Origin of the sequence: Microbacterium sp. NPDC087665 (assembly GCF_044743285.1) — a bacterium.
Lineage (GTDB): Bacteria > Actinomycetota > Actinomycetes > Actinomycetales > Microbacteriaceae > Microbacterium.
Genome location: NZ_JBIUWD010000001.1, coordinates 707,572 through 728,153 on the forward strand (window position 1 = coordinate 707,572; position 20,582 = coordinate 728,153).

A 20,582-nucleotide genomic window follows, 5' to 3' on the forward strand; every position below is an offset into this window, starting at 1 on the left:
CGCAACACGCCGCGCCTCGGCATCCGCTCGGGGCGTGTCCTGACCTCTCACTGGTCGGATGCCGGTCGCTAGGGTGGGGCCATGTTCTCTCAAGCGCTGATCTTCGGATTCCTGATCTACGTCGTGGTCTTCCTGATCGCGGCGCTCGTGCTGTGGTTCGTGATCTACACCGCCGTGCGCGCGGCACTCACCTCGCACCGCCAGGCCCAGGCCGAAGAGCGGGGCGGCGGCATCCCGCGCTGATGTCGGAGTACGTGCGGGCGATCCGTGCCCGGATCGGGCACGAGCTGCTCCTGCTCCCGGGCGTGACGGCGGTGATCCGCGACGGTGAGCGATTCCTGCTCGCGCGCAGCGCGGGGGCGGATGCCTGGAGCCTGATCGGCGGAGGCGTCGAGCCGGGCGAAGAACCGGTGGATGCCGTGGCCCGAGAAGTGCGCGAAGAGGTCGGCTGCGGCATCCGCATCTCCGGTCTCGTCGGGGCCTATGGCGGTGAGTCGCTGGTGGTGGAGTACCCGAACGGCGACCGGGTGGCGTACGTGACGACGGTGTACGCGTGCGAGCTGCTCGAGGCGCCCGTGCCGGATCGCGACGAGATCGTCGAGATCGGGTGGTTCACGCGTGAGGAGATCGCCGGGCTGCCGCACGAGGCGTGGATCGACCGCGTTCTGGCGGATGCTGCGCGCTGACGCCGCGTCAGCCGAGGGGCTTCTCGGTGCCGGCGTCGAAGTTGCCGGAGTTGGGCGGAATGTCGGCCGCGCGCTGATCGTCGAAGGCCCGGAGGGCTCGGAGCGCATTGCGGATTGAGAAGACGCTCACGATCGCGAGGACCGCGAAGCCCGCGGCGATGATCCACCGGAATGGTTCGCCTCCATCGACGAGCATGATGACGGTCCACGCGACGGCGAAGAGCGTCGTGTAGCAGATCTGGTAGATCGCGAGATTCTTCCGGCGTTCCAGGGCCAGGCGCTGCTGGATCTGCCGCGGCGGCTGGTCGTGATCGGAGGCTGTCATCCGGGAAGCCTAGCTCGGCACCCGCGACCCCGCCAGGCAGTGAGGGGCCAAGACACGCCGTGCCGGAGCATCCTGTCGCGGCGTGTTCTGACCCCTCACGCGGGGCGACTTACTGAACCGACCAGCCGCCATCCGACGCGAGGATCGCGCCGTTGATGTTCACGCCGTCGTCCGACAGCAGGAACGTGATCGAGGCGGCCAGCTGCTCGGCCGTCGCGACGGTCGGGATGGCCTGCTGGAAGGGGGCGAGGCGGGCGGAGCCGCGCTCCGACATGTGCGGGGGCATCGGGATGCCGGTGGCCACCCCGCCGGGAGCGACCGAGTTCACGCGGATGCCGCTCGGGCCGTGCATGAACGCGGCCGACTTGGTGACGCCGATGATGCCGTGCTTGCTGGCCGTGTAGGCGTTGCCCGACGAGTTGCCGCGCAGGCCCGCTTCGCTCGAGACGTTGAGGATCGAGCCGCGGCCGGCGGCCTCCATGATGGGCAGAACCGCGCGCATGAGCTTGAAGGGCGCGGTGAGGTTGATGGCGATGACGCGGTCCCACACGGCATCCGTCGTCTCGCTGGCGGGCGAGAAGTCGTCGTTGATGCCGGCGACGTTCGCGAGTCCGTCGATGCGGTCACCCGCCGCGGCGACGACCGCGTCGATCGCCTCCTGCTTCGTGAGGTCTCCGGCGACGGTGACGATGTCGGCATCCGGGTTCTCGGCCTTGAGGGCGTCGAGCTTGTCGGCGGCGATGTCGCTGGCGATCACGCGTCCGCCTTCGCGGGCGATGCGCTCGGCGGTGGCCTTGCCGATTCCGGATGCTGCGCCCGTGACGATCACGGTCTTGCCGGCGAAGCGGGCGCTGGCCTCGACGGCCGGGGCGGCCTCTTCGACGGGGAGGTCGCCGCCGTTGGCTGCGCGCACGAGGTCGTCGACGACCGACTGCGGCATGGCGCCCTGGCTCATCGCGACGAGCTGCTGCAGCGGCAGGCCCAGCACGGGGGTGAGCAGCGCGGGGTCGGCGCCGGTCTGCTCGAACAGTCCACGGATGAGCGGGCCGCCGGTCGGGTCTTCGAACCATTCGCCGATGGTGGAGTGGGCGGTGAGTGCCATTCTGTTCTCCTTGTTCGAGTTTCGCAACGGTGCGTCTACTTATGATTCAGTGTACTCCTGAGTACGCTCGGATGATGCCCCGTCCGCGCAGTGAAAAAGCCCGTGTCTCCGTTCTCGACGTGATGCGAGCCGCGCTGTCGGCGGGGGGATACGAAGCCGTGACGATCGAGGGGCTCGCCTCGCAAGCCGGCGTCTCGAAGCAGACGATCTACCGCTGGTGGCCGTCGAAGGCGGCGATCCTCGGCGAGGCGTTGCTCTCCGGAGGGCTGCCGGGTGGTGATGTGACCGTGCCGTTCACGGTCGACCTCGGCGCCGATCTGCGGGCGTGGTTCTCGGCGATGAGTGTCGCGCTGGGCGATTCCGAAGGTGTCGCGATCGCGCGGGCGCTGATCGTGGTCACGGCATCCGACCCGGCGCTCGGGCTCGCGTTGAACGAGACGCTCGCGGCGCCGATTCGCGAGTGGGTGCTCGGGCGCATCGCGCTGGCCGTCTCGGCCGGGCAAGTTCGGGCGGATGCTGACGCCGGAGCGATCGCGGATCAGCTGATCGCGATGGCGAGCTACGCGGCGCTGTTGGGGCGACCGCTGGGAGAGGAAAGGGTTGAGGCGACGGTGAGCGTGCTGCTGCGGGGGATCGCTACGCCCGCTTCCTGAGCTGGGTCCCTGAGCCCGTCGAAGGGGTCTTGACGAGTCACTTGCATTTTGCAAGTATGAGCGCATGAGCCTCTTCATCATCTGTCCCGTGGCTGACGTCGAACGAGCCACTGCCTTCTATACGGCCCTCGGTTGGACTCTCAACGCTGAGATGTCCGATCACAATGTGTCGTGCTTCTCGATCGCGCCCGAGCAGTACGTCATGCTCGGCAGTCGCGAGATGTACGCGAGCGTCGGAGGTGTCGAAGATCTGATCGGCGGCCCCGACGCCCCGTCGAAGGTCACGGTCTCGTTCGATCTCGGCAGCCGCGAGGCGGTCGACGAGATGGTCGCGCGCGCCGAAGCCGCCGGAGGGCGCATCGGAGACACCGACGACTACTCCTTCATGTACCAGCGGCAGTTCGACGACCCCGACGGCTACCACTACTCGCCGTTCTGGATGAAGCCGGACTCCGACGCGAACGCGTGAGTGATCTCGCGGCCGCCCTCGACGTCGTCGGAGCACGGTGGGCGCTGCTCATCGTGCAGCGGTTGCTCGATGGTCCGCAGCGCTACGGCGATCTGCAGCGCGACCTCGGGGTGCCGACGAACATCCTCGCGACGCGTCTGCGCGAGCTCGAGACCGCCGGCGTTCTGACGCGTCTGCCGCTGAAGCACAACACGCGCGCGTACGCGCTGACCGAGCGGGGTCTTGCGCTGCGCGAGCCGATCGATGCGCTCGGGCGCTGGGGCTCGACGCGACCCGGTCCCTGAGCTTGTCGAAGGGCCCCTACTCCCGCGCGAGCGCGCCAGCGATGATCGCCCGAACGTCGGCGTCGTCCTCCACGCCGTCGGTGACGTACGGTTCCCAGCGCGCTAGCTGCGACAGCGTCCATTCCCAATGGGCGAGCCGCAGGGTGATGGGGAGGGGATGGTCGCCGGGCGGCCGACCGTAGGCGTCACGGTCGCCCCCGTATAGGGCGGATGCTCGCCATCCCGCTTCACGGACGCACGCGCCGGTTATCACGGTCTCCATGATTGCGTCGACAACGTCGATGGCCATGGAGTTGTCGACGCACCCGTCGACGCGTTGCCACAACCGCACCGGAATCTCGATCGTCAGATAGCGCACGACATCATCGTCGCAGACGCCGACTGCCTCGTAGCAAGATGGACGGATGCAAGCCGAAGATTCCACCGACGTCATCTTTATCGGCGGTCGCTCGGGCGTCGGCAAGTCGTCGGTCGCTGCCGAGGCGTCGCGCATCCTGGCGCTCCGCGGCATCCGTCATGCGGTCATCGAAGGGGACAACCTCGATCAGGCGTACCCCGAACCCTGGCGCAACGGCATCGACCTGGCAGAGCAGAATCTCGCGGCGATGTGGCGCAACTATCGGGCGTCTGGATACTCCCGCCTGATCTACACCAACACCGTAAGTGTTCTGCAGATCCCCACGCTGGCCGCCGCTCTCGGCGGGGAGGTGCACGCGTTCAGTGTGCTGCTGACGGCGACTGACACGACCGCCGCGCACCGTCTCGCGCAACGCGAGATCGGCGGGGCGCTCGACGAGCATGTCGAGCGCAGCATCCTCGCCGCGGGTCGGCTCGACGCGGAGAGCATTGCGCACCGAGTTGCCACCGACGGCAGAACCCCGACCGACATCGCGAACGACGTGCTGGCGGCGGCCGGGTGGCTGCTGGATTGAGCCCCCAGCTGGTCCCCGAGCCCGTGAGCTCCTGGGTCCCTGAGCCTGTCGAAGGGCCCACCCCGCGTCTACTTCCGCGTGTAAGTGACCGTTCCGTCGGCATCCTGCGTGACATCGCCGACGTACACGGCGTCAAAGGGGAAGACCCCGTCTTCGGTTCGGACGGTGAATCCCTTCGAGTACTCGACGGTGCCGTCGGTGACCTTCATCCCGTAGTCGGCCGATCCGAACCACTCGACCGACGTCGAGCCTCTGAGCGGCGCGTCGTTCTCCAGCACCTCGGCCGGGCACGACGGGCCAGCCATCGACTCGGCGACGCAGGCTTCGGTGAGTCGGTCGATCTCGGCGTCGACGGCGTCGAGCGTCGACAGCGGCACGAAGCTCGTGATCGTCATGCTCCCCCCGCTGGCATACACCTCTTCGGGAAGATCCGACACCGGGCCGGAGACCGGGAGCGCGAGGCTGAACTCGTTCGTCCCGTCGGGGTCGAGGTGGGTGGTGCCGGTCGGATCCACGTATTCGAAGTCGTAGAGACCCGGCAGCAGCGTGAGCATGTGCGCGTCGTTGCTCATGCCGAACTCGAGCTCGTCATTGATCACGATGTGTCCGGGCGAACCGACCATGATCAGCGCGTAGGACTCGTAGTCCCAGCCGATGGTGCGCTTGCCGTCGTCGTTGGTGACTGTGAACTCCGCGGTCGCCGGGTGGTCAGGGTCGTCGAGCACGTATTCGACGGTGGCGGTGACGGCGTAGCTGTCGGTTCCCGAAGTCTCGACGACCTTCACGTCGGACGGGGTGACCCCGGATGCCGTGTAGAAATCCTCATCGAGAGATGTCTTGGGGAAGTCGATCTCGGTCATGTCCGCGGCCTCGGTCGTCTCGCCCGCTTCGAGGTGGGCGAAGAACTCCTCGACCACGGCAATGCTCGCCGCGTCTTCCCCCTTGGGGTTGACGTCAGCGCTGGCGGCGCAGCCGGTGAGAGCGAGGGTGGATGCTGCGGCGAAAGCGATCGCGGCGGCGAGGCGTCGGTGTGGTGAGGGCATGAGGGCTCCGGTCGGTTGAGTCCACGCTATCGGCGACGCGGGCCGCACGTGTGGGGAGAGGTGCCCGCTTCCTCACGAGGGGTGGCCCACTTGAGGTTTTGCGGCGGTGGGGTGCGGGTGCCGACTCGATGAAAGACTGAGCCATGCTCGAGCGACCTGAGATCGTCTGTATCTGCGGATCCGCGCGGTTCATCGACGAGATGCACGCAGCGAATCGTGATCTGACGTTCGCCGGAGCGATCGTCGTCGCGCCGAGCGACGCAGACCGGAAGCCGACCGAGGAGCAGAAGATCCTGCTGGACGCGCTCCATCTGCGGAAGATCGACCTGGCTGATCGAGTTCTCGTGGTCAATCCCGGCGGTTACGTCGGTACGTCCACGAGGCGAGAGATCGAGTATGCCCGGGCGGCCGGTAAGCCGGTGTCGTTCACGCATCCCGGCTGAGCGGCCCCGCGACCGGTCAGAGTTACTCCTGACCTAGGGCGCCTGACCCCGCGACCGTGCGCCCGTCGGCGAAGCGCTCCGGTGCACGGTCGTGGCGGCGTCCGACGGGGACGAGTTCGGTCGCCTTCGGCAGACCCATCGGCTTGGTGGAGACGTAGATGGTCTCGGCGCGCTCGACGAGGAAGGTCTCGTGCCAGATGCCGACGGCATCCGACGCCTTGCGGGCGCGCTTGTTGAAGCGGGTCCAGGCGGGGCGGTGCTCCTGGGCGGGGTTGGAGGCGTAGGCGTAGAGCTTGTCGATCGATGACCAGTACTGCACGAGGTACGGTCCGCCCGAGCCGAGCAGGATCTCGAAGCCGAGCAGCCCCGAGTCCGGGTCGACGGAGAGCTCGCGCAGCATGCGGGGCATGTCGCCCATGAGCGGCATCCACAGGTCTGGTCGCCACCAGCGGTTGATCTGCATGCCGATGTGGAAAACCACGAGCTCGCCCTCGTGGCGATGAGTCATGCGGCCGTCGATGACCTTGGACATGGTGCCTCCTCAACTGGATAGTTCTGCTATCTATATTGGATAGCGCTACTATCGAAGTCAAGGGGTGGCGATGAGAATTTCCGAACTGTCGGCTCGCACCGGTGTCACGGTGCCGACCATCAAGTACTACCTGCGCGAGGGTCTGCTGCCCGAGGGCGAGCGCACTTCTCCGACCCAGGCGACATACGGCGAAGCGCACGCGCGACGGCTGCGCGTGATCCGTGCCCTGCTCGACACCGGCGTCAGCGTCGCCGAGACCCGCCGGGTGGTGGATGCTCTCGACAACCCGCCCGCGAATCCCCATGAACTTCTCGGAACCGCTCACGCCGCCATCACGCCGATCGGCGACGACGAGCTCGACCTCGCGGCGGCCGAAGAGCTCGTCACGGGTCTCGGGTGGAAGCCCGGGATGTGCAGCTCCGATGTTCTGCGCGCCGTCGCTCGCGCCCTCGACACCCTCGAGAGCGCCGGCTTCACGGTTCCGGCGGAGGTGATGCCGGTGTATCTGGACAGCATCCGGAAGATCGCGGATGCCGAGATCGCCGGCGTTCCTCAAGACTCGATCGACGCGGCGGTCGAGTACGTGGTGCTCGGGTCGGTGCTCGTCGAGCCGCTGCTGCTCGCGCTGCGCCGGGTCGCGCAGGAGGTGTCGAGCGGGGAGACCTTCGGGATGAAGGGGTGAGGGACTCGTTCTCTGCCGGGCGTCAGGCGCTTTGCGAGGGGTCCCAGCCCGGCCAGTCGGGGCGGTCGACCACGCAGAACCGGTTGCCTTCGGGGTCTTCCATGACGATGTAGTCGGCGTCGTCGGGTCGGTCATCCCACGGGATCACGCGGGCGCCGAGCTCGGTCAGTCGGCTGGCCTCGGCGGCCTGGTCGTCGGCATAGACGTCGAGGTGGATGCGCGGCGGCAGCACCCGCTCGGACCGGTGAACGTCGAGGGCGATGCAGGGGGCGTCGGCGTCGCGCGGCTTGAGAACGCCCCAGTCATCCGACGCCGGATCGCGTTCCACGTAGTCGAGGGCCGCCTGCCAGAACCGGGACTGTGCGGGGAGGTCGGTGACGCGGATGACGATCGACACGATCTTGAGCATGGGGCGAGTTTAGGGATGCCGGGCGCAGGGCGCGAGGGGGTTCAGAAGTCGCCTTCGGCGACCTGGAAGCAGACCAGTCCACGCGATCGCCACATCTCGACCACGCTGCGACGGTCATCGACGACGCCGATCACGTCGTAGTGCGGGGCGATGTGGTTGTCGTAGATCTCGGCCTTGACGATGTTGTCGGCGCGCTGATCGCCGGTGCGTCGCAGCAGCAGCCGGTCGAACGGGATGCCGTTGAATGTCAGCCACGCCTCGGTCGCCCGCCGTGCTGATTCGTCGCGTCCGGAGACGACGAGGAGAGCGTCGACAGCGGGGTGCGCCGCGAGAGCCTGCGCCGCCATCACCACCGGGTGATGCGGGGTGTCGATCGAGACGTTCCGCATGTCATACGGGGAGCGGTCGCCGATGAGGGCGAGGGTTCCGTCGACGTCGAAGATCCAGGTGCGGGGGAGGTGTGGTTGCGGCGGGCTCTCGGTCATAGGAGGTCAAACGTATAGGAGACGGCTTCGGTCTGTGCCGCGAGCAACCGTGCAACTTGTACACACGCGCTGTGTCGGGCGAGATCTTGCAGCGGCCGTGGCACCACGTCACGATCCTGAACGACTCTCGTGCAGACACGGCCATCATGTACCTGGACGGCGTACCGGTGCTAGGCAACGCCTCGGGCGTCGGCGGCATGATGGTGGCTGACTTCATGCCCTGGGTAGTCGGGGCATCCACCCGGAACGCTGAGCCCGACCACGGCCGGTTCGGATGCGTCGGCGAAACGCGGCTTGTGGATCACGCGCTTCGTTCTTCCGAATTCCTGTATCCGCGGGCTGATCTGGCGGGTGCGTTCTGCGCTGCGGGTGATTCGGTTCTGTGCCGCCGTCAGATGCCGCGCTGTCGTCGTTCGACGTACCCGGGTATATCGGGGCTTCGGTGACGGTTGTTGGTCCGACGGCTGGCGGAGGCCGCCGGTGGCGGGGCTGGTGCTGGTGCTGCGGATGGGGCGCTAACGTTCGACCGGCCTTGAAGGGGCGTGGGCCGCGCGTGGTGGAGTGAGGCGTGAGCGTTTGAGGCCGGGCGGGGTTCTCGCCCGGTCGTGGGTTGTGCCGGCGACAGCTGCGTCCCGCACTAGTGATCCACTTCTGCGGCACGGTCTTGGGACAGTGTCACACCTCCGTGATTGAATCACCTGGTAGCGATTTAGATGTCAGGAAGGCAGTTGATGTCCGCAAGAAAACCGAACGTAGTAAGTCTGTTCAGCGGGGCCGGTGGACTGGATGCCGGGCTTGAGCGGGCCGGTTGGCACGTGTCGGTCGCAACGGACTTCGCGGCACCTGCGATGGCTACGCTTCGCGCCACGCAAGCTGTCGGAGTGCCGGTCCGTGGACGTGCTGCAACCCACCTCGACGGCACGCGCTTGATCGAAGCTGACGTGCAAGACCTCACTGCTCGCGACCTGCGACCGAAGGGCTCGAACTCAGTCTGGCGCCCGGATCTTGTTGTCGGCGGACCGCCGTGCCAACCATGGTCATCGGCCGGATTGCAGAGGGGGCTGGGTGATCCCCGGGGACAGCTGATCGCTCACTATCTGCGCCTGATCGGCGAGCTTCGGCCGAAATTTGTCATCTTCGAGAATGTCCGTGGACTCGCTACAGCCCGTGGCGCCACAGGGACTCCTGGTGAGGTGCTCCGCAGCATCCAGGATGATCTTTACGACTTGGGATACTCCAGCCGGGTGGCTACGCTCAACGCGGCAGATTATGGCGCGGCGCAGCGTCGCGTGCGAGTCATCCTCATCGCTTCTGCGGAACATGTACTTCCGCTCTTTCCCGCACCGACCCATTCGCGCCATCCGGAACACGGACTTGCGCCGTGGGTGACGTTGCGAGCGCTCTTGGAGTCCCTCCCGGAGCCTGACCTCGACGACGTGGTACGTCCGACGGGGAAGCGAGCCGACGCGCTGCGGAAGCTTGAGCCCGGCACAGGTATCAAAACCAACGGGCGAGTGATGGCGAACCGGCCTTCAGGACAATGGGGGTATCGACAGGATGCATTCCGAGCAGACCTTGATCTCCCCTCCCGCACAGTCCGCGCGGCGTCCACCCCAGATTGGATACGCATGGAGGGTGATTCCGATATCCGGCGGCTAACCTGGCGCGAATGCGCAGCGCTCCAGGGGTTCCCCGCTCAGTGGCAGTTTGCTGGAACAGCTTCACAACGGTTTGTCCAGATTGGAAACGCCGTTCAGGTAGATGTGGCGGAGGCAGTTGGGCGCGGCCTGCTTGGCGCTCTTCGTAAGGGGGAGGTGTCAGAGGGCACGCTAGCCCCAGTACTCCCGGCCGATCTGGAGGAGCGCATTCGCTACACAATCGCCGAGCACAAGACGAACGGTCATCTTCGCCGCCGCACGACAGCGTCTGACCAATCTAAGGCGGTGGCATCCTGATCAGCCACTAGCTGTGCAATGCTTGGGACGTGTCTTTCACAGCGCCACCACTTTGGACTGACGTCGAACTAAAGCGTGGGCGTGATCGTGCAGAACGGTTGTTCACGGAGCTTCGCCGCGAGGAAGGCCCGCGCGCATTTGAGCGGATGTATCACGCGCTGCGTCCTGAGGTCGAGAGGCTCTTCAGAGCTAGTGACAACCTTCGAGCATTGACCGGTCGAGTATTCATTGATGATCCTTTCGCGTGGCAGGCGGCGCGATATGTGTGCGGTCCGCCGATAAGTCAGGAGGACCTCTGGACTCTCGTCGGTGGATCGAAGTTCACCAAGGGCGTGCCTCCCCACTTGACCGACGACACGGCTGAAGCGCTGCGAGTCGTCATTGATCGTGTTCGTTTCCCGTGGGTGGAACAGGCCCGGGATCCAGACACTGGCGAACTCGAACAGGCGATGCAGTCGACAACGCTGCTATGGGCAGGGCAGCGTCTAGGCACGCAGCGCCGAGGTGAAGCGTCGAGCAGGCAGGAGCGCGCAACAGGCGATGCACTGGCCGCTGCGGGGCTGACCTTCGACCCATCGCGTTCTCGGGTTCAGTTGCTCGACGACATGGCGCGCGGCACCTACTCACGCGAGCGAGTCATTGAGTCCTCGAAGTGCGATGTCCCTCTGCGGCTTGGCGACGGCAGGCTGTTCGCTCTCGAATGCAAGGTCAGTAACGGGCCCAAGAACGGTTGGAAGCGAATCAACCGCGAGGTGGGTGGAAAGTCCACGAACTGGCGGCAGGCATTCGGCAGCAACTTGATAACCGGCGTTGTCGTCGCAGGTGTGTTCGACCTGTCCGCGCTTACATCGGCTCGGGACCAAGGCGTGATCATATTCTGGGAGCACGACCTCCAACCCTTAGTTGATTTCGTCGTGTCATCGACCTGACGTTCAACGCGCGTGCGCTTGGAGCAGGTCGAGTGCGTTCTCTCGGCTGGTGCCTGTGTCAGAAGTCGCTGTCGACGGCCCGGAAGCGGATCAGCCCGCGCGACAGCTACATATCGACGACGCCGCAGCGCTCGTCGAGCACGCAGAGCACGCCGCAGTGCGTCGCGATGCACGCATCGTGGATCTCGTCTCCTGACAATGGTGTCAGAGCCGGGTGCCGACGCGACGAGGCAGCAGCCGATTGCACGGGATGGCGTTGAACGTCAATAATGCGTCGGTTGCACGGGGCGCGATGATGCGTCCGGCGATCTGCGGTAGCGTTGCGACGAGCGCAGTCGGTGGACGAAGCTCAGGCGGAGCATGGTATTTCCAGGGCGACCCAGCGCCCAGTTCTTGTGAGCTGTAAGGAGCCCCTTTGAGATCTATCGGAACAATTCCCGTCGAGAACTTGCTGCTCGACGGAGACAATCCGAGGCTGCCGATTGCTCTGACTGATCGTAGTCAAGAGGCGATGCTCGAACATCTCTACCGAACGGCTGCGCTCCAGGAACTTGCTGAGTCTATTTATAGTAATGGGTTCTTTTCCAGCGAACCAGTAATTGTTGGGCCAGCAAACGCCGACGGCAAGAGGATCGTCCTCGAAGGGAATCGGCGCCTCGCAACCGTCCTAGTTCTTTCGCAAGAGCCTCGTGCGCTGGATGCCGGAATCTCTTTTCGCATCGATGGGGAGCTGGTTTCGAAAGAGGTCGACGGCCTACCGGTGGTTGAGGTGGACGATCCGGATGAGTTTGAAGCGTATCTGGGATTCCGCCACATCAGCGGTTTGCGCATGTGGGGGGCTGGAGAGAAAGCCCGGTACTTATGGGGACGGGTGAACGCGTACACCGGCAACGATGACGCGTTCTACCGCGTGGGCCGGCAGGTGGGAAGTAACGCGCGCGGAGTGCGGAGTGCGTATGTCGCCTTTGAGACACTGCAGCACGCGTCGCGCGAGGGCATAGATCCAGAAACCGTGAGTTTCGTTATATCGGAACGATTTGGAGTCTGGACGCGGCTACTCGGGACTCGGAACGTGGCGCCCTACATAAACCTAGACACTACCAAGACTGAACTGCCCGACGTGCAAGGCGCAATCGCAGCGATTCAGATCAATCGGCTGAGAGATGTGCTGAATGATCTTAGGCCCACGGCGGGCCGTATTGAACCCGTTCTTCGCGATAGTCGCCAAGTCACGGATTATAGTGATGTCTTGGGGGACGAAGCGGCTCGAGATGTCTTGCATACGAGTGGCAATCTCGACCTGGCGGCGATGATAGCGCAACGGCCCGACGTTGACGAACAGTTGCAGGGAATTATTGATCAACTGAATGTACTAATTGACGCGATCACTGAAGACGCGAAAATAACCGAGCAGACGATTAATCTGTCTTCTCGGGTGAGTAAGTCAGCAAAGCTTCTTAGCCTCACGATCTCAGCATATGGAGACGAGGTCTGAGTGCCGACGCTGGGCAGTATTTTTCTTGAGTTGGATCGTTACGGCAAGTTCGCCCGCGCCAGCGCGCTAGCTGACTATCTGGAGATACTCGCGATCCGAAATGGCAGCGCTCTCGTTGTCGATTTAGAAGTTTCACTCAACCGGGCCGGGTGGTATAAGGCTCGTCGAGGTATGTTCACGATTGACCCGGATATTGAGCCAGACGATGTCGAAACCTTGGAGGGTGCTGACGGAACGGAGAGTCCGGACGACCCGGATTGGCCCGAGTGGGCCACGGCCGTCCTCCTCCAGCGGAAGGCGATCCTTGGTGACAGGTATCCATTCCAGATCGAGCGCGGATCGGTGACCGCATTGAGTGACTGGTGTGGTAGCGATTACGTTCGTTTGCTCGCGCTCACAGCGGCACACGCGTACAAGGCGGATCTCACCAGCGATCCGCGGGAGCTGTTTGAGCTGCTGATCGTCGGTTCGCTCAGGGCATTGGGTTTTGTCGCAACCGGCATGGGCACGGCTACAACACACGGTCGTAGCTTTCCGGAACAGCTACAGATCTCGTCGAGCGCAGTTGGCTTGGGTTCAATGGCAACCCCTTATCCCGCCAAGACCCATGCGAAAGACGGCGGGGTTGATGCCCTTGGCGCTCTTAACTGGGGTGATCGTCGCCCTGGGCAGGTATCGATCATTGTCCAGGCTACTCTCGGAGAAAGTGGAACTTGGGAGCGGAAGATTGCCGAACCGAAACCTCATCATTGGGTGAACTACCTCTTAGAAAAGCTCCAGCCGATCGTCATCTTGGCTGTGCCGCATCACATTGAGAACGAGCAATTCAACCATTTGCTTGAGCCTCACCGCACTATAGTGGACCGGCTGCGTCTCGTCGGGAAGCTTGATCCGCCGCTCACTGGCGAAGATGAAGTTCTGAATTGGATGCTGAGCTGCACTATCCAGTAATAATTCGCGGCTAGCGATAGTTACGAAAGGACGCGGCGCACTCTTCGAGCGATCTCTGCGGCTAGCAGTGGGGGAACAGCGTTGCCGATATGGCGAAGCGACGCGCTTCGGTTCTTTAGCCATTGCGTCCCAAGTGGGAAGGACTGAATTTCCGCGGCCTCCAGTAGCGTCAATCGCCGCCAACCAGTCGGGACTGCGCTTATCTCCGATTTCACTATCGCAGAGTGATACATGCGGACTGCACGTCCCGCCTCGTTCGGGTCATCCACCCACTTTTGGTCGACAATTGGCGTGTGATTTCCGCCGAGCGAAGCACTAAGGGTGGGAGACGGTGCTTCGAGATTGAGCGGACGCCCCTGCCCATTAAAAAGCATGCCGGCAAACGGAGAGACTCGAACAACTGGGTTGTTTGCAGCGACGATCTTGGCCGGGGACTTCTGCCAATCTGGCTGATCTTTGTAGCCAGGTACGCGAGCTAATGCAGACCGTACTGGTCTGATCTTCTCCGTTAAAGTGGGGTGATGAAGTGAGCTGAGATCTGCATTCTCCTCGAGTCTTACGCCGATCAGGAACATTCGCTCGCGCGACTGAGCTACGCCGAATGTTCTCGAATTTGCAACCACAATCGCGCACTCATACCCTGCGCGCGCGGCTCGGGTCACGACATCGTCAAGTATTGGTCGCCACCGCAAATTTCTTGCGAGCGCGGCGACGTTCTCCATTACGAACGCGCGAGGATTGACAGCGGTGACGGCGTCGATGAAGTTTCGCACATGTTTCGACCTGGGGTCCTCGGGATTCATTAGCCCTGCTCGCGAGAAACCCTGACACGGCGGTCCGCCGATGAGCACTGCCTCCGGGCATGATGGCAACGAGTCGAAGCTCTCGCTCAAGTCTTTGACAAGGTAGTGATCAGGGGTCAGGGCGACCCCGGCCTGTGACATCACCGCCTCATAGTTCGCCTTCGCTTGAGCGTCTATGTCATTTGCGAGGATGGGTGCGAAGCCTTCCAAGGCGAAGCCGAGGTCGAGTCCGCCAGCGCCCGAATACAGCGACATGATCGGTGTCGACAAGAAAGTACGCCTTCCATGGGGTTGAGCATTGTGGAACGCTCAGCAGTCATCGATTCTATGTCGGCTGACGATCGTCGATCAGCGCCTCGCCGCGCTACTCCTGGTGGGGACACAAGCGTTGGGTGCTCGGATTGCGTTCACCCAGTTGACACGCTGTTCTCGCACCTCGACGACATCACATCACTTCGCACCAACGAGATGCCACTGCGCTGCCTAGTCAACTAGGGCTGAGTCATCTGTACTCGCCTCGCCGCCACCTCTCCCACGCTCTCGATCTACGCGCAGTGGCCGACGCATAATTCCTAGCGGGACTGCGTGCTGCCCAGATACGTATTGTGGTCTCGAGATTGACTCGGCGGTATGCAGATTGCCTCCTCGGTGTGCTCGGGAGGCCGGTGTCGAACGAGCCGTGGGCATGCCGCTTCGAGCGGACAAGTTCCGCTGGATGGCGGTGAGAGTCGACATACCGGCATGGCTGGGAAGTCGGTCTATGCCGTGCGGCTTGCTGCTCGGGTCCGCGAGCAGTTGGGATCGGTTCGATCCAACGGATGAGCGTGTTTTGGACCCGGGCGACGGCGAACGATGGACCGCTACGCACTGCTCGCATGCATCTGCATACGTCCGCTATCGTCGGGATCAGAGCGTGTTCAGTGTCGATCGGAGAAACAGTGGAGTTTTCAGAGCGTCTTGATTCCCTTGCGACCAAGGTGAGGAACCAGGCGACGGCGATCGGGACTGAGGAAGCGACGAAGAACGCGTTCGTCATGCCGTTCATCTCGACGATCCTCGGCTACGACGTTTTCGATCCGCTGGAGGTCGTCCCTGAGTTCACCGCTGACGTGGGCACCAAGAAGGGCGAGAAGGTCGACTACGCCATCATGCGCGATGGCGAGGTTCAGATTCTCATGGAGTGCAAGCCGTCGATGGGTTCGCTCAAGATCGAGCACGCTTCCCAGCTCTTCCGCTACTTCTCGGTCACCAATGCGCGCATCGCGGTACTGACGAACGGCGTGGTCTGGCACTTCTACACCGACCTAGACGCTCCGAACCGGATGGACTCCAAGCCGTTCCTCGTGCTCGACTTGCTCGACATCGATGAGACGCTGATCCCCGAGATCCAGAAGCTAAGCAAGGAGAGCTTCGACCTCGACTCGATCATCAGCGCGGCCGAAGAGCTGAAGTACATCGGCGCCTTGAAGCGCGAGATTGCCGCGCAGTTCCGCGAGCCGTCCGACGAGTGGATCAAGTTCTTCACGTCGCGTGTGTATGACGGTGCCTACACGCAGAAGGTGCGCCAGCAGTTCACCAGCCTTGTCGGCAAGGCAGCGCAGCAGTTTCTCAATGAGCGTGTCAATGACCGACTCAAGACAGCGCTGGGGGTGAGCGGAATCGCACCCACGTCAGACGTGCCGCCGGCGACAAGCGCTCCGGTGGTCCAGGCAGATCTAGATCGCGATACAGAGATTGAGACGACTCTCGAGGAGCTCGAGGGGTACCAGATCGTCAAGGCGATCGCTTGCGGTGAGGTGAAGCCCCAACGGGTGACACACCGCGATGCGAAAAGCTACTTCGCGGTGCTGCTGGATGACAACAACCGCAAGCCGATCGCTCGCCTCCACTTCAACGGCAAGCAGAAGTACCTCGGCCTGCTGGATGAGGAAAAGGTCGAGACGCGGCATCCGATCGAAGACCTCGACGAGATCTATGCGTTCGCAGATCAGATTCGCTTGACCGTCCAACGGTACGTGTGAGATGACTGAGCGTCGCAATGTGGGAGATGAAGCGCGTGGACTTTTTAGCGGGTTCGAACACTATCGAATCCTTGGAGCGAGCGAGATTCGGACCGCACTCGAAAATGGGATGATTGCTTTAGACACCAACGTTCTGCTGAGCTTGTACAGATACAACGATAAGACTGTTCAGGACTTGCTAAGTATCGTCAACGCAGCAGGGCGCCGGCTTTTCATTCCCCATCAGGTCATGCGAGAGTTCTGGCGAAACCGCCAAGCCGTCATCGCAAGCCTCGGCGGAGCCTCAAAAGATGCACAGGCAGCCCTCGGAAAGAACGCCGCCTCCACCAAGGACGCGATCAGTCGCTGGGCAAAGAACGTGGCGATCCCGGATGAGGACCGCAGTGCGTTGCTGACTGAGGTGGACACTTTCTATGCCAAGATCCGCGCGCGTATCGGAAACGAACCCGTCAGGATCGAGACTCATACGCCGACAGCGCGAGACTCTCTTCTTGCCAAACTTGAACACTTGCTCGACGGCATAGTAGGGCCGCCGCTCGACGAGGCTGAGTGGGCCGATGCCGTCGCTGAGGGGGAGAAGCGCGTCGAAAACTTGGTACCACCCGGATACATGGATGCTGGAAAGCTCGAGTCGGATCTACCCGAGGGCGCGTCAGGTGACTACCTGGTGTGGCATCAGCTGCTCGCTGAAGGTCGCATTCGCGGCACCGACTGCATCTTGGTTACGGCGGACACCAAGGAAGATTGGTGGAACCGAGGCGAACGCGGGGCCGCCATCGGGCCCCGGATGGAACTCATCGAGGAATACCTTGCTAAAGCCGGGCACCGATTTTTCCTGTTAGAACCAGCAGACCTTCTTCGGCACTCGACAGTGCTGGGAGTTGGCACAAATCCCGAGTCTCTCAACGACATTGAGCGGGTGCGGGACGAGGTGGTCGCGTCCATGCCCTGGACTGCTGAGGCGGTGAATGCAGTGCTCGGCGAACTCGATGCGCAAGGACAAGTGCAGGCAAGTGTTATCCGCGAAGCTGTTGATCTCGGTGGGCGCATTTCCAGAGCGCGGGTCTATGAGCTAGATGGCCGTGACGAAGGACAGATGCTGCGGGGCTTTACTCGACCGGTTACTCGCGTCACTGCCGAGCTTGTCGCACGGGATGTCATCCCTGACGGGTTGCCTCCACTTCTTGACGCGGTTTACGAGGAGGGCGTGAAGTCCTCACACTTTGCAGTGCCTCAAGAGGTAGTTCAGCTGTTCGATGCGGGCCGCAACTCTAGAACCTGGGCGAGTCGCGCGAGTTCCTTCGACACGGATAGCGTGTCTCCCGATGCCAGCGAGACAACCGCGGCCCGGCCCGTGCTGACGATTACGTGCCCCTACTGTCAACACCGGTTCGTAGGCGTCAAGCTAAGCAGACACGGCCTTATCAAGTGCGGCAACTGCGGGCAAGCGATGCGGGTCTGAATGTCGAAGGAACCTTGGTGATTTGGGTGCTCGCTGAGGATTGCTAGTCGCAAGCAATCCCGTCCCCATCGCGATCAAGGTCATACACGTCATTCCCCACGACCTGAAGCGGCCCCCGAACATACGCCGGCCCGTCCCCACTCCCGCCGGCACAGTCCACGTCCGACGCAATCGGAACGCACACACCTGCATAGCTCCCGTGGCAATCACCAGCAGGCTGAACCAGGGGCACAGGCGCGGGCGGCGGAGGCGGCTGGCGCGTTCCGGTCGACGTCACTTCATGCACCGGCTGCACTGAGATGACCTCGTTGACGACTTCGCGCGAGAACTCAACGCCGTCGATGTACGTCACCCGGTAGGTCGTGACCAGCGTTCCGTCGACGCCGGCGGTGGTGATTGGGGCCTGACCGACATCAATGTTGGGGTCGTTCACCGTGGTGCGCTCGAACGGGATCGCCGTCGACTCATCGACTTCTTCGAATGTCGTGGGCTTGGGCGACGGAGAGGGCTTCGGTGTGGGTGTCGCCGCGAACGAGTTCGGCTCTGCCTGCGTCGAGGCGCTGTCTGCGTTCGGGTTCGAGCCTGGTCCGCCCAAGGCGGCGTTCGCGCCAGAGCCGACGAGCATCAGCACAAAGGCGATCCCGAGCGCGCCCCAGGCTGCGCCGCGCGAACGCACCCGGAAGAGCTTCACCGAGCCGCGCACGATGCCGTAAATGGCGACAAAGAAGAGCACGCACCCCGCGAGCAGGAGGATCATGCCAAAGCTGCGAGTAAGCAAAGTGACCACGAGCACCGCGGCGCCCACGATGAGCCAGACTTTCAACTTCGACGATGTGGCCCCCGCCGGTTCGGCGACGGCGGCCGCGACGGGCGATTGACCCATGGGGGCGGTGTGCTCGGTCCACTGTGCCCCGTCCCACCATCGCTGCTGTGTGGGCTGGTGCGGGTCGGCGTACCAGCCTTGGGCCATTGCGGGCATCGTCGCCATCCTTCTATTGAGGTATCTGGCTGAACACTACCGATATTTCAATACACCACATGTAACGAAGTGGATGCGAAAGACGCATGTATCAACGGGGGCGGAACGTCCTCTCTTAAGAGAGAGGAACCGATCGTCGGCGCCAGGCGACCCAAATCAGAAGTCGGGCGTCTCGCTAGACTGCGAAGGATCTGAGGGGAACGTATGGGACGTCGTAGAGGTTTTTTCGCCGAGTTGCAGCACCAAGCCAAGGTCGCTGAGCAGCGGCAGCAAGCTGCCAACCGCCAGCATGCTCAAGCAGTCAAGCGCGCGGAGGCAGCGCACAGAGCCGCCGAGCGCGCTCAGCTCGCTGCTGAGCGCGCCTCTGAGCAAGACAGAAAGCGGCTCGAGCGTGAGGCGGCTCAGGCATACGCCGCAGCGCGCGTCGCTGAAGCGGAGGACCTGACGACTGACCTCGTGTCCAAGCTCGCCGAACTCGATGCGGTGCTCGTCGCGACCCTTGCCGTAGACGACTTCGTGGATCTCGAGTCGTTGCGAGCTGTGGCGAAGCATCCCTCTTTCGGCCACGCTCATCTCCAAACTCCCATCCCCGTGCCAGCGCCGATTCCTCACCCGCCGCTGCCGGTTAAGCGCGAGCCAGAGGCCGTGAAGGGCCTCATCGGGCGCAAGCAGAAGCAAGCGGCGGCCATGGCGGCCGCGGAGGCTCAGTATGCCGCGGACTACTGGGCCTGGAAGGCGGTGAGTGACGAGCTTCCGGCGAAGCGAGCCGCTGCTCTTGCGAGCCACGCGGAGTCGGAGCGGATACGCGAGCAGCAACTCGCGGCGGCCGTCAGCCAATATGAGAGGGAGTGCGCGGCTCGTGAGGAGCAGGTTCGCGAGCAGAACGAGTCTCTCGACCAACTCATCGCCGGACTGGGGTACGGCACTGTCGACGCGGTTCAGGAGTATGTGTCGATCGTCCTCGCAAACTCCGTGTATCCGGAGTGGTTGACTGTCGCACACGCCGCGAGCTTCGATCCGACGGAGGCCGAGCTGCAGATGCGCGTCGTCGTCGCAGGTCCCGATGTGGTTCCGACCGCAAAGCACTACAAGTACGTCAAGGCAACAGACGAGATCGCTGCTGTGGCTGCCACGCAGAAGGAAACGAAGGATCGTTACGCAGCCCTCGTTCACAACGTGGCCCTGCGTTCGTTGCACGAAGTCTTCGAGGCCGATCGACGATCTCTGATCCGCTCGATTAGCCTCGAACTCGGTACGGAAACGATTAGCCCGGCGACTGGGCAGCCGATCTATGTGCCGTTCGTTGCCGTCGCCTCCAGCCGAGATGAGTTCGAGAGGCTGGACCTCTCCGCGGTCATTCCCTCCGCGACGCTCGAGCACCTGGGTGCCGCGGTGTCCAAGAACCCCTACGGGCTCGTGCCGATCACTGCCAACGGAGTGCGACGCGCACGATGACTGCTGAGAGACCCATCTTCAACCCACCCCCTGGCTGGCCCAAGCCGCCAGCGGGGTGGACTCCTCCAACCGGATGGACACCGGACCCAGCCTGGCCGGCTCCGCCGGAGGGGTGGCAGATGTGGCTGGCCGAGTCCGAATCCGAATCCGAGAGCCCGACGGTTTCTTCGGCACAGCCGCCTCGCGCGGCCACCGTACCGGAAGCTGAGGGTGCCCCCTCCTCGGACCGCTCGACTGCGCCCGACTCTGTGACGAATCGCTTGGCTTACCTTGAAGCCGAGAACGCAACGCTGCGGTCGCAGATCAACAATGGACAGTCAGAGGAGTACGTCGATTTAGACGATGCTCGAGTGCTTCAAGACGTAGGAATCTATCGCTACCACCACCCACTCGGGACTGCTGACGGTTTGGTTGACTCGTCTTGTTTGGGGTTTTCAGGCCGCGTGAGCGGCCTCTGAGTTGATTATCTCGAACTCGATTGGGGTGA

The 20,582-nt window shown here is 63.3% G+C and carries 26 protein-coding genes; 17 read left to right on the top strand and 9 right to left on the bottom strand.

Annotated elements, in window-relative coordinates; all coding sequences use genetic code 11:
- Nucleotides 1–81 precede the first annotated feature (81 nt).
- Nucleotides 82–243, top strand: a complete 162-nt coding sequence (locus tag ACIOSY_RS03390) for a hypothetical protein (protein ID WP_400848976.1) — start codon at nt 82–84, stop codon at nt 241–243.
- The gene (locus ACIOSY_RS03395) at nt 243–686 is read left to right on the top strand and encodes an NUDIX domain-containing protein (protein WP_400848979.1); all 444 of its coding nucleotides are present in this window, start codon (nt 243–245) and stop codon (nt 684–686) included. The genes ACIOSY_RS03390 and ACIOSY_RS03395 overlap by 1 nt, the downstream gene beginning before the upstream one ends.
- Before the next feature lie 7 nt (nt 687–693).
- Here the strand turns inward: ACIOSY_RS03395 and ACIOSY_RS03400 are convergent, their stop codons facing one another.
- The gene (locus tag ACIOSY_RS03400) at nt 694–1,011 is read right to left on the bottom strand and encodes a hypothetical protein (RefSeq protein WP_400848982.1); all 318 of its coding nucleotides are present in this window, start codon (nt 1,009–1,011) and stop codon (nt 694–696) included.
- 109 nt (nt 1,012–1,120) lie between these two features.
- On the bottom strand, nt 1,121–2,113 hold the full coding sequence (locus ACIOSY_RS03405) for an SDR family NAD(P)-dependent oxidoreductase (RefSeq protein ID WP_400848985.1): 993 nt from the start codon (nt 2,111–2,113) through the stop codon (nt 1,121–1,123).
- A 74-nt stretch (nt 2,114–2,187) separates the two neighbouring features.
- Here ACIOSY_RS03405 and ACIOSY_RS03410 point away from each other — a divergent pair, with 74 nt between their 5' ends.
- The 3 genes from ACIOSY_RS03410 (at nt 2,188) to ACIOSY_RS03420 (ending at nt 3,519) form a co-directional block, all read left to right on the top strand.
- Complete coding sequence (locus tag ACIOSY_RS03410) at nt 2,188–2,766, top strand: TetR/AcrR family transcriptional regulator (protein ID WP_400848988.1); 579 nt, start codon at nt 2,188–2,190, stop codon at nt 2,764–2,766.
- 64 nt (nt 2,767–2,830) lie between these two features.
- A complete protein-coding gene (locus tag ACIOSY_RS03415; protein WP_400848991.1) occupies nt 2,831–3,235 on the top strand; it encodes a VOC family protein in 405 nt (134 codons plus the stop codon).
- Nucleotides 3,232–3,519, top strand: coding sequence for a winged helix-turn-helix transcriptional regulator (locus ACIOSY_RS03420; protein ID WP_400848994.1), 288 nt, complete (start codon nt 3,232–3,234; stop codon nt 3,517–3,519). The genes ACIOSY_RS03415 and ACIOSY_RS03420 overlap by 4 nt, the downstream gene beginning before the upstream one ends.
- A gap of 16 nt (nt 3,520–3,535) precedes the next feature.
- Here the strand turns inward: ACIOSY_RS03420 and ACIOSY_RS03425 are convergent, their stop codons facing one another.
- A complete protein-coding gene (locus tag ACIOSY_RS03425; protein WP_400848997.1) occupies nt 3,536–3,877 on the bottom strand; it encodes a hypothetical protein in 342 nt (113 codons plus the stop codon).
- 46 nt (nt 3,878–3,923) lie between these two features.
- Between ACIOSY_RS03425 and ACIOSY_RS03430 the strand changes: the two genes are divergently transcribed.
- Nucleotides 3,924–4,451 carry an adenylyl-sulfate kinase gene (locus tag ACIOSY_RS03430; protein WP_400849000.1) on the top strand — a complete coding sequence of 176 codons (528 nt, stop codon included), beginning with the start codon at nt 3,924–3,926 and terminating at the stop codon, nt 4,449–4,451.
- A gap of 68 nt (nt 4,452–4,519) precedes the next feature.
- Here ACIOSY_RS03430 and ACIOSY_RS03435 read toward each other — a convergent pair whose 3' ends face one another.
- A complete protein-coding gene (locus tag ACIOSY_RS03435; protein ID WP_400849003.1) occupies nt 4,520–5,494 on the bottom strand; it encodes a hypothetical protein in 975 nt (324 codons plus the stop codon).
- Between the two features lie 143 nt (nt 5,495–5,637).
- Here ACIOSY_RS03435 and ACIOSY_RS03440 point away from each other — a divergent pair, with 143 nt between their 5' ends.
- Entirely contained in the window at nt 5,638–5,937 is a 300-nt protein-coding gene (locus tag ACIOSY_RS03440; protein ID WP_400849006.1) for a hypothetical protein, read from the top strand.
- Nucleotides 5,938–5,959: 22 nt separating this feature from the next.
- Here the strand turns inward: ACIOSY_RS03440 and ACIOSY_RS03445 are convergent, their stop codons facing one another.
- Entirely contained in the window at nt 5,960–6,469 is a 510-nt protein-coding gene (locus ACIOSY_RS03445; RefSeq protein WP_400849008.1) for a DUF4188 domain-containing protein, read from the bottom strand.
- Between the two features lie 70 nt (nt 6,470–6,539).
- Between ACIOSY_RS03445 and ACIOSY_RS03450 the strand changes: the two genes are divergently transcribed.
- On the top strand, nt 6,540–7,151 hold the full coding sequence (locus ACIOSY_RS03450; RefSeq protein ID WP_400849011.1) for a MerR family transcriptional regulator: 612 nt from the start codon (nt 6,540–6,542) through the stop codon (nt 7,149–7,151).
- A 22-nt stretch (nt 7,152–7,173) separates the two neighbouring features.
- Here the strand turns inward: ACIOSY_RS03450 and ACIOSY_RS03455 are convergent, their stop codons facing one another.
- A complete protein-coding gene (locus ACIOSY_RS03455) occupies nt 7,174–7,560 on the bottom strand; it encodes a VOC family protein (RefSeq protein ID WP_400849014.1) in 387 nt (128 codons plus the stop codon).
- Nucleotides 7,561–7,601: 41 nt separating this feature from the next.
- Entirely contained in the window at nt 7,602–8,045 is a 444-nt protein-coding gene (locus tag ACIOSY_RS03460) for a polynucleotide kinase (RefSeq protein ID WP_400849017.1), read from the bottom strand.
- Nucleotides 8,046–8,116: 71 nt separating this feature from the next.
- On the opposite strand from ACIOSY_RS03460, the gene ACIOSY_RS03465 reads away from it, so the two are divergent.
- From ACIOSY_RS03465 to ACIOSY_RS03490, 6 genes are all read left to right on the top strand, one after another.
- Nucleotides 8,117–8,491: a hypothetical protein gene (locus ACIOSY_RS03465; RefSeq protein ID WP_400849020.1), complete on the top strand. Its 375-nt coding sequence runs from the start codon at nt 8,117–8,119 to the stop codon at nt 8,489–8,491.
- A 285-nt stretch (nt 8,492–8,776) separates the two neighbouring features.
- On the top strand, nt 8,777–10,000 hold the full coding sequence (locus ACIOSY_RS03470; protein ID WP_400849023.1) for a DNA cytosine methyltransferase: 1,224 nt from the start codon (nt 8,777–8,779) through the stop codon (nt 9,998–10,000).
- Nucleotides 10,001–10,029: 29 nt separating this feature from the next.
- The gene (locus ACIOSY_RS03475; protein WP_400849026.1) at nt 10,030–10,929 is read left to right on the top strand and encodes a XamI family restriction endonuclease; all 900 of its coding nucleotides are present in this window, start codon (nt 10,030–10,032) and stop codon (nt 10,927–10,929) included.
- A gap of 49 nt (nt 10,930–10,978) precedes the next feature.
- Nucleotides 10,979–11,125, top strand: a complete 147-nt coding sequence (locus tag ACIOSY_RS03480; RefSeq protein ID WP_400849029.1) for a hypothetical protein — start codon at nt 10,979–10,981, stop codon at nt 11,123–11,125.
- A gap of 252 nt (nt 11,126–11,377) precedes the next feature.
- Complete coding sequence (locus tag ACIOSY_RS03485) at nt 11,378–12,424, top strand: ParB N-terminal domain-containing protein (RefSeq protein ID WP_400849032.1); 1,047 nt, start codon at nt 11,378–11,380, stop codon at nt 12,422–12,424.
- Complete coding sequence (locus ACIOSY_RS03490) at nt 12,425–13,375, top strand: hypothetical protein (protein ID WP_400849035.1); 951 nt, start codon at nt 12,425–12,427, stop codon at nt 13,373–13,375.
- Nucleotides 13,376–13,395: 20 nt separating this feature from the next.
- Here ACIOSY_RS03490 and ACIOSY_RS03495 read toward each other — a convergent pair whose 3' ends face one another.
- On the bottom strand, nt 13,396–14,448 hold the full coding sequence (locus ACIOSY_RS03495; RefSeq protein ID WP_400849038.1) for a DNA cytosine methyltransferase: 1,053 nt from the start codon (nt 14,446–14,448) through the stop codon (nt 13,396–13,398).
- Nucleotides 14,449–15,116: 668 nt separating this feature from the next.
- On the opposite strand from ACIOSY_RS03495, the gene ACIOSY_RS03500 reads away from it, so the two are divergent.
- Complete coding sequence (locus ACIOSY_RS03500; protein WP_400849091.1) at nt 15,117–16,199, top strand: type I restriction endonuclease; 1,083 nt, start codon at nt 15,117–15,119, stop codon at nt 16,197–16,199.
- Nucleotide 16,200: 1 nt separating this feature from the next.
- A complete protein-coding gene (locus ACIOSY_RS03505; RefSeq protein WP_400849041.1) occupies nt 16,201–17,661 on the top strand; it encodes a PIN-like domain-containing protein in 1,461 nt (486 codons plus the stop codon).
- Nucleotides 17,662–17,704: 43 nt separating this feature from the next.
- On the opposite strand, the gene ACIOSY_RS03510 is transcribed toward ACIOSY_RS03505, so the two are convergent.
- The gene (locus ACIOSY_RS03510) at nt 17,705–18,649 is read right to left on the bottom strand and encodes a G5 domain-containing protein (RefSeq protein WP_400849044.1); all 945 of its coding nucleotides are present in this window, start codon (nt 18,647–18,649) and stop codon (nt 17,705–17,707) included.
- A gap of 195 nt (nt 18,650–18,844) precedes the next feature.
- Here ACIOSY_RS03510 and ACIOSY_RS03515 point away from each other — a divergent pair, with 195 nt between their 5' ends.
- Entirely contained in the window at nt 18,845–20,095 is a 1,251-nt protein-coding gene (locus tag ACIOSY_RS03515; protein WP_400849047.1) for a hypothetical protein, read from the top strand.
- The last annotated feature ends 487 nt before the right edge of the window (nt 20,096–20,582 follow it).

What these genes read in the sequence shown, in the direction of transcription:
- ACIOSY_RS03460 (WP_400849017.1), bottom strand. Translation starts at nt 8,045, where the DNA reads ATGACCGAGAGCCCGCCGCAACCACACCTCCCCCGCACCTGGATCTTC.
- ACIOSY_RS03415 (WP_400848991.1), top strand. Translation starts at nt 2,831, where the DNA reads ATGAGCCTCTTCATCATCTGTCCCGTGGCTGACGTCGAACGAGCCACT.
- ACIOSY_RS03445 (WP_400849008.1), bottom strand. Translation starts at nt 6,469, where the DNA reads ATGTCCAAGGTCATCGACGGCCGCATGACTCATCGCCACGAGGGCGAG.
- ACIOSY_RS03430 (WP_400849000.1), top strand. Translation starts at nt 3,924, where the DNA reads ATGCAAGCCGAAGATTCCACCGACGTCATCTTTATCGGCGGTCGCTCG.
- ACIOSY_RS03440 (WP_400849006.1), top strand. Translation starts at nt 5,638, where the DNA reads ATGCTCGAGCGACCTGAGATCGTCTGTATCTGCGGATCCGCGCGGTTC.
- ACIOSY_RS03390 (WP_400848976.1), top strand. Translation starts at nt 82, where the DNA reads ATGTTCTCTCAAGCGCTGATCTTCGGATTCCTGATCTACGTCGTGGTC.
- ACIOSY_RS03410 (WP_400848988.1), top strand. Translation starts at nt 2,188, where the DNA reads ATGCCCCGTCCGCGCAGTGAAAAAGCCCGTGTCTCCGTTCTCGACGTG.
- ACIOSY_RS03405 (WP_400848985.1), bottom strand. Translation starts at nt 2,113, where the DNA reads ATGGCACTCACCGCCCACTCCACCATCGGCGAATGGTTCGAAGACCCG.
- ACIOSY_RS03395 (WP_400848979.1), top strand. Translation starts at nt 243, where the DNA reads ATGTCGGAGTACGTGCGGGCGATCCGTGCCCGGATCGGGCACGAGCTG.
- ACIOSY_RS03515 (WP_400849047.1), top strand. Translation starts at nt 18,845, where the DNA reads ATGGGACGTCGTAGAGGTTTTTTCGCCGAGTTGCAGCACCAAGCCAAG.
- ACIOSY_RS03450 (WP_400849011.1), top strand. Translation starts at nt 6,540, where the DNA reads ATGAGAATTTCCGAACTGTCGGCTCGCACCGGTGTCACGGTGCCGACC.
- ACIOSY_RS03510 (WP_400849044.1), bottom strand. Translation starts at nt 18,649, where the DNA reads ATGGCGACGATGCCCGCAATGGCCCAAGGCTGGTACGCCGACCCGCAC.
- ACIOSY_RS03470 (WP_400849023.1), top strand. Translation starts at nt 8,777, where the DNA reads ATGTCCGCAAGAAAACCGAACGTAGTAAGTCTGTTCAGCGGGGCCGGT.
- ACIOSY_RS03505 (WP_400849041.1), top strand. Translation starts at nt 16,201, where the DNA reads ATGACTGAGCGTCGCAATGTGGGAGATGAAGCGCGTGGACTTTTTAGC.
- ACIOSY_RS03455 (WP_400849014.1), bottom strand. Translation starts at nt 7,560, where the DNA reads ATGCTCAAGATCGTGTCGATCGTCATCCGCGTCACCGACCTCCCCGCA.
- ACIOSY_RS03435 (WP_400849003.1), bottom strand. Translation starts at nt 5,494, where the DNA reads ATGCCCTCACCACACCGACGCCTCGCCGCCGCGATCGCTTTCGCCGCA.
- ACIOSY_RS03400 (WP_400848982.1), bottom strand. Translation starts at nt 1,011, where the DNA reads ATGACAGCCTCCGATCACGACCAGCCGCCGCGGCAGATCCAGCAGCGC.